This window comes from Bradyrhizobium sp. AC87j1 (assembly GCF_002936975.1).
GTDB lineage: Bacteria > Pseudomonadota > Alphaproteobacteria > Rhizobiales > Xanthobacteraceae > Bradyrhizobium > Bradyrhizobium shewense.
Genome location: NZ_PTFE01000015.1, coordinates 1 through 16,590, shown reverse-complemented (window position 1 = coordinate 16,590; position 16,590 = coordinate 1). Strand labels below are relative to the sequence as shown.

Here is a 16,590-nt window from a genome sequence, read left to right as displayed (position 1 = left end):
GTCAGCTTCCACCTCAGCCCTGGAGCGGCGTGTCGATGATCGCGAGCCGCTGCTCGCTCTGCTTGAAGTTGATGCTGGCAACGCCGAGCATGCCGCGCAGCTTGGCGTCCTCGACCTTCATCGGTCCGGGAGAGGGGGCAGCTCCCGGCGCCGGTTGCGGGAAGGCGGTGGAGCGCGCGGTGTGGAAGGTGACGTTGCCCTCGACCTTCTGCATCACCTGGTGAATGTGTCCGTTCAGCACGGTGACCGAGCCAAAACCCTTCACCTGTTCCAGCGCGCGGCCGCCGTCCTCGGTGCCCCAGCCCCATTCGGGATAGACAGTCCACAGCGGGATATGGGCGAACAGCACGATCGGCGTCGATTTCGACTTGCCGCGCAGATCGTCCTGGAGCCAGGCAAGCTGCTCGGCGCCGAGATTGCCGAGACCGCCGGCCTTGAGGTCGACGACGTTGACGAGGCCGATGAAGTGCACGCCGCCGGCATCGAACGAATACCAGCCTTGGCCCTTGGTACCGCGGCCATACCGCTCGCGATAGAACTTCACCTCCTCGTCGAGGAAGTCATGTTCGCCAGGCACGTAGTGCACGTCGAGCTTGCTCTGCGAGATGATGCGCTCGGCATTGTCGAATTCGGCGGCCTTGGACAGATGGGTGATGTCGCCGGTGTGGATCATGAAGGACGGTTTGGCCGGCATCGCGTTGATCTTGCCCACGGCCTCTTCGAGCGTGCCGAGCGCGTTGGGATTGGCCGGCTTGTCGAAGCCGACATGGCTGTCGCTGATCTGGAGGAAGCTCATGCCGGGCGTAGCGGCGGTCGCGGCCTGCGCGGAATCGATGATGCCGAGCGAGCGCGGCACGCCGCCGGTGACGGTCCAGAGCACCCCGGTGCCGGCCCAGGTCATGCATTCCAGCACCTTGCGGCGGCTGACGCCGTCGCCGTCGTGATCGTGTCCGCTCATCGCGCGTCTCCGCTTCGCCCGGAATTGGGCTTCGGAGAGGTGATTGGGGGAGCGGGGGACTTATTCGCGGGAGGTGATGACGTTTTTGTGAGGGGGTCTCGCGTCTCGGACGCGCTGCAATGCGTAGCGTTGCTGCGCAGAGCCGGGACCCAGAAAGCGGCACGGTGTGCCGTGACATGGGCCCCGGCTCTGCGCAGCAGCGTTGCACGCTGCAGCGCGTCCGGGGCACGAGACCTATTTTGCGAACTCTCTCACGGCCTCGACAACACGCTCCGGAACTTCCTGTGCCACGCAATGCCCGGCGTCTTCAAAGACGAACGTGCTGGGCTGCGGAATCAGCGCCACCGCGCGTCGCGCCATCTCCCAATAGATCGGCCCCGACTTCGCCGCGGTCGTGACGCGCACCGGGCAGTCGATCTCGGTGAGCGAGGCAAACGGATTACCGCGCGCATCGCCGACATAGACCTGCGCCATCGCCTCGTAGATCGGACGCAGAATCGCCGACTCGATCTCGGGCGTACAGCGGAGTCGAACCCGGCCGTCGTCGAGCGGCTCGAAACCGTGGCGCACATAGGCCCGGAGCGAGGCCTCCGTCCAGTCTGCAAACGCCGGCGCGGCGCGATAGCGCTCGAAGACGGCCTCAGCACTGTCGAACTCAGCGCGCCGGCGCAGCGTGCCCTCTACTCGCGATAGGGATTCCTCGTCCAATCCTCCGGCACCCGCCGCGCGCGGGTCCATCACCGTCGGCTCCATCACGAACAGGCGTGTAATACGTCCGGGCAGGAGTTTCGCCGCGAGCAGCAGGTCCGTCGCGCCGGCGCTGTGGCCGATCCCGTAGACGTCGTGCAGTTCGAGTGCATCGATTACCCGGCGGACATCGTCGGCATAGTCCAGGAAGTGATAGGAGCCGGGCTTGTGGCTCGCGCCATGGCCGCGCCGGTCGAGCGCATAGACCGTATAGGCCGATGCAAGCTCGCACGCGACCTCGTCCCAGACATCGGCGACGAAGCCGGTGCCGTGCACGAGCAGGGCAGGCGTCTTGCCGCTCTCGCCCCATTGCACCATGGCGATCGCTGCGTCGGCCGGGCCGATTGAAAAGCGGTGGGGATTGATCATGCGACAGGATGCTACTTCGCATCCTCCAAAATCATCGTCGCGCCCTTCTCGGCAATCATAGCCGTCGGCGTATTCGTGTTGCCCGAGGTGATGGTCGGCATGATTGAGGCATCGACAATGCGCAGACCTTCGAGCCCGTAGAATCGCAGGCGCTCGTCCACCACCGCCATGGGATCGCTGACCGCGCCCATCTTGGCGGTGCCGACGGGATGGAAGATGGTGGTGCCGATATCGCCGGCAGCCTTTGCGAGCGATGCATCGTCGTCGCCGACGGAGGGACCCGGCAGATATTCGCTCGGGCGATATCGTGCCAGGGCCTTCTGCTGCATCAGGCGTCGCGTGGTGCGGATGGCGTCGGCGCCGACCTGGCGGTCGTCGTCGGTCGACAGATAATTCGGCGCGATGATCGGCTTCTCGTCAGGGCTCGCCGAACGCAGGCGCACGGTGCCGCGCGAGGTCGGCTGGAGATTGCAGGCACTGACGGTGATGGCGGGGAAACGGTGCAGGGGATCGCCGAACTTGTCGAGCGACAGCGGTTGCACGTGGAACTGGATGTTGGCGCGGGCGCGCGTCGCGTCGGAGCGCGTGAAGATGCCGAGCTGCGACGGCGCCATGGTCAGGGGGCCGCGGCGGCGGAAGGCGTAGTCGAGCCCCATCAAGCCGCGGCGGAACAGATTGTAATAGGTCTCGTTCAGCGTGCGCACGCCCTCGACCTTGTAGATCGCACGCTGCTGGAGGTGGTCCTGCAGATTGCGGCCGACGCCGGGCTTGTCCATGACGATGTCGATGCCGAGCGGCGACAGCCAGTCGGCGGGGCCGATGCCGGAACGGTGCAGCACCTGCACCGAGCCGATCGAGCCTGCCGAGAGGACTACCTCGCGTTTCGCACGCGCTTCGATCATCTCGCCGTTCTGGATGAAGCGCACGCCGACGACGCGGCCCCGCTCGATGATGACGCGGTCGACCAGCACATGCTTCTCGAGCCGCAGGTTCGGGCGGTTCAGCGCAGGCTTGAGGAAGCCGCGCGCTGAGGACCAGCGCCGACCGCGCTTCTGGTTGACGTGGAAATAGCTGGTGCCTTCATTGTCGCCGGTGTTGAAATCCGGGATGCGCTTGATGCCCATCTCCTCGGCGGCATCGCCGACGGCATCGAGAACGTCCCATGACAGCCGCGGCGCCTCGATGCGCCAGCCGCCGCCGGCGCCGTGATGCTCGCTGGCGCCGAGGAAGTGGTCTTCGAGCTTCTTGAACAGCGGCAGCACGTCGTCATAGCCCCAGCCCGTCACGCCGAGCTGGCGCCAATGATCATAATCGGCGGCCTGGCCGCGCATCGAGATCATGGCGTTGATCGCCGAGCAGCCGCCGATCACCTTGCCGCGGGGATAGGCGAGCGAACGGCCGTTCAGGCCCGGCTCGGCCTCGGTCTTGAACATCCAGTCCGAGCGCGGATTGCCGATCGCGAAGAGATAGCCGACCGGGATGTGGAACCAGATCCAGTTGTCGTCGCCGCCGGCTTCGAGGACGAGGACGCGATTGCCGGGATCGGCCGACAGCCGGTTGGCGACGATGCAGCCCGCCGTACCTGCCCCGACGACAATGTAATCAAATTCACCTTCGAACCGTCTCGGCATTCTGCTTCCACCCAACCGGCGTCATGCCCGGGCTTGTCCCGGGCATCCACGCACTTTCTGTTCTAATAGTCAGACGTGGATGGCCGGGACAAGCCCGGCCATGACGAGAGGACAGGGTTACCCTCGGCCCGCGGCAGTTGGGTGGACTGGCGCTTGCATGGTAGACAGTCCTGCATTTTCAACAAAGCTTGAGACCCTCCATGCCCATCGTGAACCGCGTCGCCGACCTTCAACCCGATATTCAGGCCTGGCGCCGGGACATCCACGAGCATCCCGAGCTGCTGTATGACGTCCACCGCACCGCAGCATTCGTCGCGGACCGGCTGCGCGAGTTCGGCTGCGATCAGGTCGTGACCGGGCTCGGCCAGACCGGCGTGGTCGGGGTGATCAAGGGCAACAAGCCGGCTGGCGAGGGGCTCAAGACGATCGGCCTGCGCGCCGACATGGATGCGCTGCCGGTCGAGGAGCAGACCAACCTGCCATACGCCTCCAAGATTCCGGGCAAGATGCACGCCTGCGGCCATGACGGCCACACCGCGATGCTGTTAGGGGCCGCCCGCTACCTCGCCGAAACCCGCAATTTCGCCGGCGATGCGGTCGTGATCTTCCAGCCCGCCGAGGAGGGCGGCGCCGGCGGCGCGGCCATGGTGAAGGACGGCCTGATGGAGCGCTTCGGCATCGAGCAGGTCTACGGCATGCACAATGGCCCCGGTATTCCGATCGGCTCGTTCGCGATCCGGCCGGGTCCGATCATGGCGGCGACCGACGAGGTCGACATCATGATCGAGGGTCTCGGCGGTCATGCCGCGCGTCCGCACAAATGCATCGATTCCGTGCTGGTCGGCGCGCAGGTGATCACCGCCCTGCAATCGATCGTCGCGCGCAGCGTCGACCCGCTGGAATCGGCCGTGATCTCAATCTGCGAATTCCACGCCGGCAACGCCCGCAACGTCATTCCGCAGACCGCGACGCTGAAGGGCACCATCCGCACGCTCTCGCCCGAGGTGCGCAAGCTGGTCGAGAAGCGCGTGCATGAAGTGGTGGCGGGCGTCGCGCAGATGACCGGCGCCAAGATCGACCTGCGCTACCAGCGCAACTATCCGGTCGTGAACAACCACGCCGCGGAGACCGAGGTGGCGCGCCGCATCGCGCAGCAGGTTGCCGGCGATGCCAACGTGCACGAGATGCCGCCGCTGATGGGCGGCGAGGATTTCGCCTATATGCTGGAAGCGCGCCCCGGCGCCTTCATCTTCTGCGGCAACGGCGACAGCGCCGGCCTGCATCACCCCGCCTACAATTTCAACGACGAGGCGATCGTGTTCGGCACGTCCTACTGGGTGAAGCTGGTCGAGGAATCGCTCGCGGCGTCGTAACGCCGAGTTCCAAGCGCAAATGAAAAGAGCCCGTGCATCGCACGGGCCCTTTGTTTTTGAGTGATGCAATCCGCTCAGAAGATCCGCGAGAAGATCACGTACAGCGTGGCCGACAGCATGATCGCGCAGGGCAGCGTCAGCACCCAGGCCATCAGCAAGTTGCGGATGGTCGCCATTTGCAGGCCCGAGCCGTTCGCGGCCATGGTGCCGGCGACGCCCGACGACAGCACATGCGTGGTCGAAACCGGCAGGCCGAACACGTCGGCGGCGCCGATCGTAGCGGCGGCCACCAGCTCGGCCGAGGCGCCTTGCGCGTAGGTGAGATGGCTCTTGCCGATCTTCTCGCCGACCGTGATCACGATGCGCTTCCAGCCGATCATGGTGCCGAGGCCGAGAGCGATGGCGACGGCGACCTTCACCCAGGTCGGGATGAACTTCGTGGCGCTGTCGAGCCCACCCTTGTAGGCGTTCAAGGTCGCGACCTCTTCCTTGTTGAGGTCGTTTTCCTTGTCCTTCATCAGGAAGCGGATCGCTTCCGAGGTCAGGTACATGTCGTTACGGGTGTTGCCGACCACTTCCGCCGGCACCTTGTTGAGCGAGCCGTATTTCGCGACTTGGTCGCCGACATCCTTCACCAGCACCGACAGCGAGGGGTAGGTGCCCTCGCTGATGTGGTGCGAGGTGATGTACTGGGTCACCGCAGGACGGGGATCGCCGATGATCGAGTGACCGGCACCCTTGGCCGCGATCACCTTGGAGGCGGCATCCGAGACCTTCTGGAACTGGGCGACCTGGGATTCCGGCAGCGCGCGGTTGAGCGCATAGGCGGTTGGCACGGTGCCGATCAGGATCAGCATGATCAGGCCCATGCCCTTCTGGCCGTCGTTCGAACCGTGCGCGAAGCTGACGCCGGTGCAGGTCGCGATCAAGAGGCCGCGGATCCAGAGCGGCGGCGCCTTGTTGCCTTCGGGCGCAGCATACAGGGCCGGGTTGCGCACGATGAACTTGAGCAGCAGCAGCAGCGTCGCGGCGCAGATGAAGCCGAACAGCGGCGACAGCAGCAGCGCGTAGCCGATCTCGGTCGCCTTGGTCCAGTCCACGCCCGAGGTGCCGTCGCGGCCGCGCATGACGGCGTTGGCGACGCCGACGCCGATGATCGAGCCGATCAGCGTGTGCGAGGAGGAGGCGGGCAGACCGAAGAACCAGGTGCCGAGATTCCACAGGATCGCGGCGATCAGCAGCGCGAACACCATCGCGAAACCGGCGCTGGAGCCGACCTGCAGGATCAGCTCGACCGGCAGCAGCGAGACGATGCCGAAGGCGACCGCGCCGGAGGACATGAGCACGCCGAGGAAGTTGAAGAAGCCCGACCACATCACCGCGACTTCGGCCGGCAGCGAATGGGTGTAGATCACGGTCGCCACCGCATTGGCGGTGTCGTGAAAGCCGTTGACGAATTCGAAGCCGAGCGCGATCAGGAGCGCGACGAACAACAGGATGTAGGGCAGGTAGCTCGTCACGCGCGCGCCGGTCGCGTTGACGTCGACATAGATGCTGTAGGCGACGAACAGCAGGCCCGCGGCGAGGATGCCGAAGAACAGGATCATCGTCAGCGGATTGAAGCCCTTGTCGAGATTTGGCCGCGAGGCCGGCTGGATCGGCGCGGGATCGGCTACCGCGCGGTCGAATGCTACATCGGTCATGTCTGGACGCCCCTTAACTTTGAAGTAAGGGTATTGTCCGCGATGGATTTGAAGGCTGGATGACAAGCGGCGGTTGAAAACCGTTTTCCTGCCAGTATTTAGGCTGCCCGCGCGGCTTTCTTCTGCAAGCCGGCAGCGATCTTCAAATCGTCGACAAAGCGCTGATATTCCAGCGCCTTGGCTTCAGGATCTGGCAGCCGCAACAGATAGGACGGGTGCACCGTCACCAGCGCTTTGCGTCCGTCGGGAAGGTCGATGAGCCGTCCGCGGGACTTGCCGATGGGAGTGATCTTGCCGAACACGCTTTGCGCGGCGGTAGCGCCCATCGCCACGATCAGATCTGGCTGAATTGCCGAGACTTCCCGCTCATACCATTGCCGGCAGGCCCGGATCTCCGGCGTATTCGGCTTCTGGTGCAGGCGGATCTTTCCGCGCGGCACGAATTTGAAGTGTTTCACCGCGTTGGTGACATAGACCTTCTTGCGATCGACACCGGCCTCCTCCAGCGCACGGTCGAGCATCTGGCCCGCCGGACCGACGAAGGGGTGGCCGGCGAGATCTTCCTTGTCGCCGGGCTGCTCGCCGACCAACATGATGTTGGCGGATCTCGGGCCTTCGCCGAACACGGTCTGGGTCGCGTCCTTGTAGAGGTGGCAGGCGCGGCAATGCGCGGCCTCCTCGCGGAGCGCTTCGAGATCGTCGGCAGCTGGCTTGCGTTTCATCGGAGCCTCCGGCCGCTTCTGAGGCTTGTGCGGATCGGTTGCGGCATTGGCGATCATGGCGCCGGTCATGCGTTCGGCGTCCTCGATCAAGGGCTTAATGATCGAAGCCTCGGGCAGGTTCCTCCAATATTTCTTCGGCATCTCGGCCTGCATCGCCTTCACCTTGAGCCGGGCCGGATTGAAGATGCTGGCGTAATAGCGCCGCCAGGTTTCCTCCAGCCGGTCTTCGCCCGGTGCTTCGCTCTTGCTGACGCCCGGCGTGAACGCGAGCGCGTGGCCGTCCCAATGTGCGCAGAGGTCCGGCGTCAGGATCGACCAGGGCATGTCGGCAAAGCGCTTTGCGAAGAACGGGGCTGCGAGCTCGACGATGTGATGCTCCGGCTCGAACCAGGCGACGTAATGCGCTGCGCGCTCGCGTCCGATCTCGCGGAAGCGGACGAAGGCGTGCATCTTGTGCTCGTCGCGATGGACCGCGCGGGCCATCGCCGTAACCTGCGCGACGTCAGGGTCGGTCGCGACCTCGATGAGATCGTGGTTGTCCTTCAGCCGAAACAGCAGGCGATAGAGGATCGCAAAGCGCTGGATATCGCGGTGCAGGATTGCGGCCTGGGCAAGCTCGATGAATTTGCCTGATACGTTGAAGGTGCCGTCATTCACCTCGAGGATCGGAGACGGTGCAGGCGGTGCGAACAAATCGGCTTCCCCGCCCTGCACGGTCCAGGTGACATCGGTGGGCTGCACGTAATGAAGCACAAGGCTGCGCGCGGCTTTGCGCCAGCCGTCGAAATCGGTTTCGGTGTCGAGGGTGATGTACTGCATCAGAAGCCAAATCCCAGTTGAGTTGCTTTCGGCTTGAAGCGCTCGATCAGCCCGGCGGCATCGAGACGATGCGGCGAGGGGCGGTGATCGCTGAGGACGATGAACGGCAGCGCCTTGTTGCGGGGCACGTGCAGCCGGGCGAGATCGGCGAGGCGGATCGTGGTGGTGCGCCGTGTTGCAATGATGCGCTCGACCGCCTTGGTGCCGAAGCCCGGCACGCGCAGCAGCTCCTCGCGGCTGGCGCGGTTGACGTCGAGCGGGAAGCGATCGCGATGACGCAGCGCCCAGGCCAGCTTCGGATCGATGTCGAGCGGCAGCATCGCGCTGTCGTCGACGATCTCGCCGACATCGAAACCGTAGAACCGCATCAGCCAGTCGGCCTGGTAGAGCCGGTGCTCGCGCAGCAACGGCGGCTGCACCAGAGGCAAGGCGCGGCTGGCGTCGGGGATCGGGCTGAAGGCGGAGTAGTAGACGCGCCGCAGCCGGTAGGCGCCGTAGAGATTGGCGCTGGTGTGGAGAATGGTGTGGTCGGAGGCAGCATCAGCGCCGACGATCATCTGCGTGCTTTGGCCCGCCGGCGCGAAACGCTGTGGCCTCGCCTTGGTCTTCGCGCTGCGGCCTTCCTCGGCCTCGTCCAGCTTCAGCCGCAGCCTGCCCATGGTGCGGCGGATCGCGCGCACGTCCTTCTCCGGCGCGAATTGCTGCAGGCTCGTCTCCTCAGGCATCTCGATGTTGATGGAGAGACGATCGGCATATTTGCCGGCTTCCGCGATCAGCGCATCATCGGCCTCGGGAATGGTCTTGAGATGGATATAGCCGCGGAAGTGATGCTCCTCGCGCAGTTTTCGCGCGACGCTCACCACCTGCTCCATGGTGTAGTCGGGGCTGCGGATGATGCCGGAGGAGAGGAACAGACCCTCGATGTAATTACGCCGGTAGAAGTCGAGCGTCAGCTTGACCAATTCGTCGACGGTGAAGCGGGCGCGCGGCACGTTCGAGGAGGCGCGGTTGACGCAATAGAGGCAATCGTAATTGCAGGCGTTGGTCAGCAGCACCTTGAGCAGCGAGATGCAGCGTCCATCAGGCGCGTAGGAATGGCAGATGCCCATGCCGGGGGCGGTCGACCCCATGCCCTTGCCGTCGCTGGAATCCCGCTTCTCGGTGCCGCTGGAGGCGCAGGACGCGTCGTATTTGGCGGCGTCCGCCAGGATTTCCAGCTTGCGTTGTACGTCCATCTTGGAATCCCTTTGATTCAACTCATGAATCTATTTGCGCGCCAATTCGATTGACTCTCCGCGCGCCGTTAGCTTTATATTAGAACATATCATGAACAAATGAGCCAGCCGCTGGTTCTCTTTTTGAGAGCCATCGGCAATCACCCCTGAAGGAGCGGCGAGCATGAGCGGCGCACGGACAAGCGCGCTTGCGACCTTGCGCGGCCAGATCGAGCGCATCGAGACGGCGACGGTCGTGCATCCGCACGATCGCGTCGCGCTCGGCCACAGCGAAGCCGACAACGCGCTGAAGGGCGGCCTCGCGCGCGCGGCGATCCACGAGGTGTTTTGCGCTGGGTCTCAGGGGACGGCCGCGACCGGCTTCGTCATGGGACTTGCCGGGCGCGTCTCGGCGCAGCGGCCGCTGCTGTGGGTACGGCAGGATTTTTCAGAGATAGAGGCAGGCGCACTGTCGATGAGCGGGCTCGCCGAGCTCGGCCTCGATCCGCGCCGCATGGTGATGGTGCGCGCCGCCGATGTCGAGAGCGCGCTACGCACCTCGGCCGATGCGCTCGCCTGCGATGCGCTGGGCGCCGTCGTGCTCGAGCTCTGGGGCGAGACCAGGCAGTTCGATCTCGTGGCGAGCCGCAAGCTGACGCTGGCCGCGCAAGGCTCCGGCGTCACCGGGCTTTTGCTGCGGATGGCCGCGCAGCCGCTGCCTTCGACCGCGGAGACCAGGTGGATGCTGCGCGCGGCGCATTCGCCGCCGGGGTCGGTGTGGGACGCATGGGGCGCGCCGCGCTTCGATGCCGAACTCTTGCGTAATCGTCATGGCCCGTGCGGCCGGTGGATCATGGAATGGAATTGTGATGAGTGCCAGTTCAGTGAACCGTCGACGTATTCTCAGCCTGTGGCTGCCACGCCTGCCCATCGACCGGATTCAACGGTTCTTCAACAGCGCCGGGCTGGGTAAAACCAATAATGAGCCGAGCATTGTCGTCATCAAGGAGAACAATGCGCTGGTGATCCATGCGCTGGACGAGGCTGCCGAGCGCCTCGGCCTGTACATCGGTCAGCCGCTGGCCAATGCGCGGGCGATGTGCCCGGATTTGCGCGTGTTCGATGCTGATGTCGCGGCCGATGCGAAGACGCTTAGCGACATCGCCGACTGGTGCGACCGCTTCACGCCGCTGGTCGCGCTCGACCCGCCGCATGGGCTGTTCCTCGACATCACCGGCTGTGCGCATCTGTTCGGCGGCGAGGCTGCGTTGCTGCAGGCGCTGGTTCGGGCGCTCGGCCGACAAGGCTTTGCCGTCAGCGCGGCCATCGCCGGCACCTCGGTCTGCGCGCGCACGCTGACGCGGCAGGCCACGGGCACCATCGTTGCCGATGGCGAAGAGGCGAGGGCGATCAGCCGGTTTCCGGTGTCCGCGCTCGGTGCGGGCGAGGCCATCACCACCGGCCTGCGTCGCGCCGGCCTCAAGACCATCGGCGACGTCACCGCGCGCTCGCCGAGCGAGATCACGGCGCGGTTCGGGGCGCGGTTCTCAACCTTGCTCGCGCATGCGTTGGGGCAGGGTGATGCGCCGATCAACCCGCGAAAGCCGCTGCCTGATTACATCGTCGAGAAGCGTTTCGCCGAGCCGATCGCGACCGACACCATGATCGCGATGACGCTGTCGCGGCTGGCGGACACGTTGATCGCCTCCATGGAGAAACAGGGCAAAGGCGCGCGTCGGCTGGAAGCTGCCTTCTTCCGCACCGATGGCGTGGTGCGCGCGATCATGGTCGAGACCGGACGGCCGGTCACGCAAAGCAAAGTGATCGACCGGCTGTTCCGCGAGCGCCTCGATGCGCTCGCCGATCCCCTCGATCCCGGTTTTGGCTTCGACATGGTGCGCCTGTCGGCGAGCCGCACCGAGATCGTGGTGCAGGAGCAGCGCGATCTCGACGCCCATGTCCACGACAATGACGAGCTTGCCGCCCTGATCGACCGCATCGCCGCGCGCATCGGCGGCAAGCGCGTCGTCGTGCACCTGCCTGAGGATACCCATATCCCCGAATGCGCCGTGCTGGCCGCGCCGGCGCAGCATCATCTCGCCGCCGCCATGCAGGCCGAATGGCCGGCACGGACCGAGAGCGAGCCGCCGCTGCGCCCCTTGAGGCTGTTCGACAAGCCGGAGCCGATCAAGGTGCCGTTCGCGGCCGTGCCGGATGGTCCGCCGCATCAGTTCACCTGGCGCCGCGCGCTGCATGCCGTGGTGCGGGTGGAAGGACCCGAGCGTATCGCGATGGAATGGTGGCGGCAGGACGGCAAGCAGCTGACGCGGGATTACTTTCGCATCGAGGACGCCGAGGGCCTGCGCTTCTGGATTTTTCGCGACGGACTTTACGAGGGGGAGGTGTTCGACGGCGACGGCGAGCCTGCTTCTCCCGGCTGGTATGTGCACGGTCTCTTCGCATGAATAGCCCCGCTTATGCCGAGATCGGCATCACCACCAATTTCTCCTTCCTGCGCGGCGGTTCGGATCCGCGCGCCTATGTGCATCAGGCGAGCAAGCTCGGCATTCCCGCGATCGGAATCGCCGATCACAACACGCTCGCCGGCGTGGTGCGGGCCTGGAATGAGCTCGACAATGACAAGGTGCTGCACAAGCCGAAACTGCTGATCGGTGCGCGCATCGTTTTCATCGACGGCACGCCCGACATTCTGGTCTACCCGCGCGACCGCGCCGCCTATGGCCGGCTGTGCCAGCTTCTGACCAAAGGCAAGCGCGGCGACGACATCACGCGGATCGAGAAGGGCGAGTGCCGTCTCACCTTCGCCGATCTCCTGGAATTTTCGGAAGGCCAGCTCCTGGTCCTGACGTTGCCGCATCGCTTCGAGCCGGCGCAGGCGCTGGATGTGCTTGCAAAGCTGAGGGCGAGCCGCGCCGGGGGCGTGTGGCTGGCGGCGAGCCTGATCTATCGCGGCGACGACCGGCGCCGCCTGGCGCGGCTCGATGACCTTGCGGCCAAAGCAAAAGTGCCGCTGCTCGCGACCAACGAGGTGCTCTATCACGATCCCGGCCGCCGTCCGCTTCAGGACGTGCTGACCTGCATCCGGGAAAAGACCACGATCGAGGCGGTCGGACGGAAGCTGGAAGCCAATGCCGAGCGCTTTCTGAAAACACCCAGGGAGATGGCGCGGTTGTTCCGCGATGTCCCCGAGGCGATCGCGGAGACCATGCGTTTTGCGGGGAAGATCGACTTCTCACTCGACCAGCTCAAATACCAGTATCCGGACGAGCCGGTGCCGCCGGGCAAGACCGCGCAAGGGCATCTGGAGGATTTGACCTGGGCGGGCGTCGATAAATACTTTGGCGGCATCGAGAACATTGACGACAAGCTGCGCGCGACGTTGAACAAAGAACTCGCGCTGATCGCCGAGCTGAAATACGCACATTATTTCCTCACCGTGCACGACATCGTGCACTATGCGCGCAGCCAGAACATCCTGTGCCAGGGCCGCGGCTCGGCGGCGAATTCGGCCGTGTGCTACGTGCTCGGCATCACCTCGGTCGATCCGACCAAGGTCGATCTGCTGTTCGAGCGCTTCATCTCCAAGGAGCGGCTGGAGCCGCCCGACATCGACGTCGATTTCGAGCATTCCCGGCGCGAGGAGGTGATGCAATATGTCTACCGCCGCTACGGCCGCCATCGTGCCGCGATCATCGCAACGGTCATCCACTATCGCCCGCGCAGCGCCATCCGCGACGTCGGCAAGGCGCTGGGCCTGACCGAGGACGTCACCGCCGCGCTCGCCGACACCGTCTGGGGCAGCTGGGGCAAGGGTCTCAACGACATGCAGGTCAGGCAGGCCGGGCTCGATCCGCAAAATCCCATGATCAACCTCGCGGTCGAGCTTGCGGCCGAGCTGATCGAATTCCCGCGGCATTTGTCCCAGCACGTCGGCGGCTATGTGCTGACGCAGGACCGGCTCGACACCTATGTCCCGATCGGCAACGCCGCGATGGACGACCGCACCTTCATCGAATGGGACAAGGACGACGTCGACGCGCTCAACATGATGAAGGTCGACGTGCTCGCGCTGGGCATGCTGACCTGCATCCGCAAATGTTTTGATTTGATCGATCAGCATAAGGGCGAGCGGTTTGTGCTGGCGAGCGTTCCACAGGACGACCCCAAAGTTTACGACATGCTTTGTGACGGGGAATCGCTCGGCGTGTTCCAGGTCGAGAGCCGCGCCCAGATGAACATGCTGCCGCGCCTGAAGCCGCGGACATTCTACGACCTCGTCATCGAAGTCGCGATCGTGCGACCGGGACCGATCCAGGGCGACATGGTGCATCCGTATTTGCGGCGGCGGAACGGGCTTGAGAAAGTGACCTATCCCTCGCCATCGCCCGAGCATGGCCCCGCGGATGAGCTCTACAAGGTGCTGCACAAGACGAAAGGCGTGCCTCTGTTCCAGGAGCAGGCCATGCGTATCGCGATCGAGGCGGCAAAGTTCACGTCCGAGGAAGCCAACGGCCTGCGCCGCTCGATGGCGACCTTCCGCAATGTCGGCACCATTGGCCAATACGAGGAGAAGCTGATCGGCAATATGGTCGCGCGCGGTTACGATGCCAATTTTGCCAGAAGCTGCTTTGACCAGATCAAGGGCTTTGGCTCCTACGGCTTCCCGGAGAGCCACGCCGCGAGCTTCGCCCAGCTCGTCTACATCTCGTCATGGCTGAAATATCATCACCCCGACGCCTTCTGCTGTGGCCTCCTGAACTCGCAGCCGATGGGCTTTTATGCGCCGGCACAGATCGTCAGCGACGCCCGCAAGAACGGCGTCGAGGTGCGCGATATCGACGTGTCCTATAGTTTTGCGCAGAACACGCTGGAGAATACTGACGGCAGGTATTGTGCCGTCCGCCTTGGCTTTCGCCAGATCGACGGCTTCCATTGGCTCGATCCCGATGAGGAGGCTCTCAAGAAGGAGCAGGCGAAGAGACAAAGCAAAGTATACGTCACTCAGGAGGACTGGGCCGACCGCATCATCGCCGCCCGCAACCGACGTCCCTTCACCTCGCTGGAGGATTTCGCCCGCGACACCGGCCTGCCCAAGCGCGCGCTGATCCTGCTGGCCGATGCCGACGCGTTTCGCTCGCTCGGGCTCGATCGCCGCGAGGCGCTGTGGCAGGTGCGGCGGCTGCCCGACGACGTGCCGCTGCCGCTGTTTGAGGCGGCGACCGCGCGCGAGCAGCCGGACGAGCACGCGCAACCGCTGCCGGTGATGCCGCGTTCCGAGCAGGTGGTCGCGGACTACCAGACCATCCGGCTATCGCTGAAGGGGCACCCGATGGAATTCCTGCGCGAGATGTTTTCGCGCGAGCGCGTCGTCGCCTGCAAGGATATCAGCCACGAGAACGAGCGGCGGCGCGTTCGCTGCGCCGGCGTGGTGCTGGTGCGGCAACGGCCGGGCAGCGCCAGCGGCGTCGTGTTCATGACGCTGGAGGACGAAGCCGGCATCGCCAATGTCGTGGTGTGGCCCAAGATCATGGAGCAGTACCGGAAAGAAGTCATGGGCGCGCGCCTCATCCTGGTCGAAGGCTATATCCAGAGCAGTCCCGAGAAGGTGACGCATCTCATCGCCCAGCGCATGATCGATCGCTCGCATGATCTGGTCGGCCTCGCCAACGACGCCCTGAGCCGCAGGCATCCACTGCCCGCAGGTGCCACCGTGGTCGAGCCGCTCAACGAAGACTCCCGTGCGCTTACGGACATGCCGGCGCAAAAACACCGCCACCCCCGCAACGTCCGCATCCTGCCGCCATCGCGGGATTTTCATTGAGAGGTGGCGCGGAGTGCCGCCACACGCACGGCTGCCGTAGGGTGGGCAAAGGCGCGTCAGCGCCGTGCCCACCTCCTTTTGCGGCTCGTCGCGAAGACGTGGGCACGCTTCGCTTTGCCCACCCTACGAGTTCCTCGATGATGACGTCGCGCCCTAAAAATTCACCCGGTTCGAGATCGCGCCGTCCACGACGAGATTCGATCCCGTCGTGAACCCCGACACCGGGCTTGCCAGAAACACCGCGGCGCTCGCGATTTCCTGCGGCGTGGCCATCCGGCCGGTCGGATTGCGTTTCATCGCGTCGTTGTAACGCTCGGGCATGTTCTTCTCGACCATCTCCCAGACCCCGCCCTTGAAATAGACCGTGCCGGGCGACACCACATTCACACGGATCTTCTTCTTCGCATATTGCCGCGCCAGCCCCTTGGCCATGTGGATCAGCGCCGCCTTGATCGGGCCGTAGGAACTGGCCGTGTCCGCCTGCGCCGCCGAGATCGAGGAGATGATGACGAAAGCGGCGTCGCCGCTCTTCTCGCCGCTGGCTTCGAGGAACGGCCGCGCGGCATCGAACGCATGCACGGCGCCGAGCAGGTCGAGCTGGAAGTTCTGCTGCCAGGATGCGGCATCGTGGCCTTGCGCCATCGCGCCGGCATTGGAGAACAACAGGTCGACGCCGCCGAGCTCCTTTGCTGCACCCTCGATCCAGGATTTCAGCGCCGCGCCGTCGGTCACGTCGACCGGGCCGCCGGTGGCGTTGACGCCCTTCGCCTTCAGCTCGGCAACGGTGGCCGCAACCTGATCCGCATTGCGTGCACACACCGCGACATTGGTGCCTTCACCGGCGAGCGTCTCTGCGATCGCCCGCCCGATGCCGCGCGTGCCGCCGAGGACGATGGCGTTCTTGCCTTTGAGACCGAGATCCATTGTTGGGTTTCCTTTTTGTTGGTCGTGGAGAGTGTAGTCGCGTGCGCGGCATCGCCGCAAATCCCATTGTTCGACCGTCACCCTGAGGTGCCGGAGCGTAGCGGAGGCCTCGAAGGGCGACAGCCCGGCTGCCACCCCGGCCGTGCATCCTTCGAGGCTCGACTTGCGATGCGGTGCATCGCAAGCCTCGCACCTCAGCGACTGTGTTCTTTGTCAAGCGGGTTGCCATGGTTTTCGATCCCTGAGCATGGCGTTGAGGATGGTGATGAGCTTGCGGGCCACGGCGAT

The 16,590-nt window shown here is 64.8% G+C and carries 11 protein-coding genes; 4 read left to right on the top strand and 7 right to left on the bottom strand.

Annotated elements, in window-relative coordinates; all coding sequences use genetic code 11:
- Nucleotides 1-13: 13 nt before the first annotated feature.
- From CV770_RS10815 to CV770_RS10805, 3 genes are all read right to left on the bottom strand, one after another.
- Entirely contained in the window at nt 14-958 is a 945-nt protein-coding gene (locus CV770_RS10815) for a metallophosphoesterase family protein (RefSeq protein ID WP_104462316.1), read from the bottom strand.
- A gap of 234 nt (nt 959-1,192) precedes the next feature.
- Nucleotides 1,193-2,074, bottom strand: a complete 882-nt coding sequence (locus CV770_RS10810) for an alpha/beta fold hydrolase (RefSeq protein WP_104462315.1) — start codon at nt 2,072-2,074, stop codon at nt 1,193-1,195.
- Between the two features lie 11 nt (nt 2,075-2,085).
- Nucleotides 2,086-3,705: a GMC family oxidoreductase gene (locus CV770_RS10805; protein WP_104462314.1), complete on the bottom strand. Its 1,620-nt coding sequence runs from the start codon at nt 3,703-3,705 to the stop codon at nt 2,086-2,088.
- A gap of 200 nt (nt 3,706-3,905) precedes the next feature.
- Between CV770_RS10805 and CV770_RS10800 the strand changes: the two genes are divergently transcribed.
- Nucleotides 3,906-5,078: a M20 aminoacylase family protein gene (locus tag CV770_RS10800; RefSeq protein WP_091953326.1), complete on the top strand. Its 1,173-nt coding sequence runs from the start codon at nt 3,906-3,908 to the stop codon at nt 5,076-5,078.
- Nucleotides 5,079-5,152: 74 nt separating this feature from the next.
- Here the strand turns inward: CV770_RS10800 and CV770_RS10795 are convergent, their stop codons facing one another.
- From CV770_RS10795 to CV770_RS10785, 3 genes are all read right to left on the bottom strand, one after another.
- Entirely contained in the window at nt 5,153-6,781 is a 1,629-nt protein-coding gene (locus tag CV770_RS10795) for an inorganic phosphate transporter (RefSeq protein ID WP_091953325.1), read from the bottom strand.
- 98 nt (nt 6,782-6,879) lie between these two features.
- Nucleotides 6,880-8,322 carry a UdgX family uracil-DNA binding protein gene (locus CV770_RS10790; protein ID WP_104462313.1) on the bottom strand — a complete coding sequence of 481 codons (1,443 nt, stop codon included), beginning with the start codon at nt 8,320-8,322 and terminating at the stop codon, nt 6,880-6,882.
- Nucleotides 8,322-9,557 carry a putative DNA modification/repair radical SAM protein gene (locus CV770_RS10785; protein ID WP_104462312.1) on the bottom strand — a complete coding sequence of 412 codons (1,236 nt, stop codon included), beginning with the start codon at nt 9,555-9,557 and terminating at the stop codon, nt 8,322-8,324. Before CV770_RS10785 ends, CV770_RS10790 begins: the two co-directional genes overlap by 1 nt.
- Before the next feature lie 163 nt (nt 9,558-9,720).
- Here CV770_RS10785 and CV770_RS10780 point away from each other — a divergent pair, with 163 nt between their 5' ends.
- From CV770_RS10780 to CV770_RS10770, 3 genes are read left to right on the top strand one after another with little or no spacing between them, the layout of a single operon-like run.
- Nucleotides 9,721-10,509, top strand: a complete 789-nt coding sequence (locus CV770_RS10780; RefSeq protein ID WP_091953317.1) for an ImuA family protein — start codon at nt 9,721-9,723, stop codon at nt 10,507-10,509.
- Complete coding sequence (locus CV770_RS10775; protein WP_201759793.1) at nt 10,406-12,001, top strand: Y-family DNA polymerase; 1,596 nt, start codon at nt 10,406-10,408, stop codon at nt 11,999-12,001. The genes CV770_RS10780 and CV770_RS10775 overlap by 104 nt, the downstream gene beginning before the upstream one ends.
- Nucleotides 11,998-15,378 (top strand): error-prone DNA polymerase, encoded by a 3,381-nt coding sequence (locus CV770_RS10770; RefSeq protein ID WP_104462311.1) that lies wholly within the window; start codon nt 11,998-12,000, stop codon nt 15,376-15,378. Before CV770_RS10775 ends, CV770_RS10770 begins: the two co-directional genes overlap by 4 nt.
- A gap of 153 nt (nt 15,379-15,531) precedes the next feature.
- Here CV770_RS10770 and CV770_RS10765 read toward each other — a convergent pair whose 3' ends face one another.
- Nucleotides 15,532-16,302, bottom strand: coding sequence for an SDR family NAD(P)-dependent oxidoreductase (locus CV770_RS10765; protein WP_104462310.1), 771 nt, complete (start codon nt 16,300-16,302; stop codon nt 15,532-15,534).
- Nucleotides 16,303-16,590: the final 288 nt, after the last annotated feature.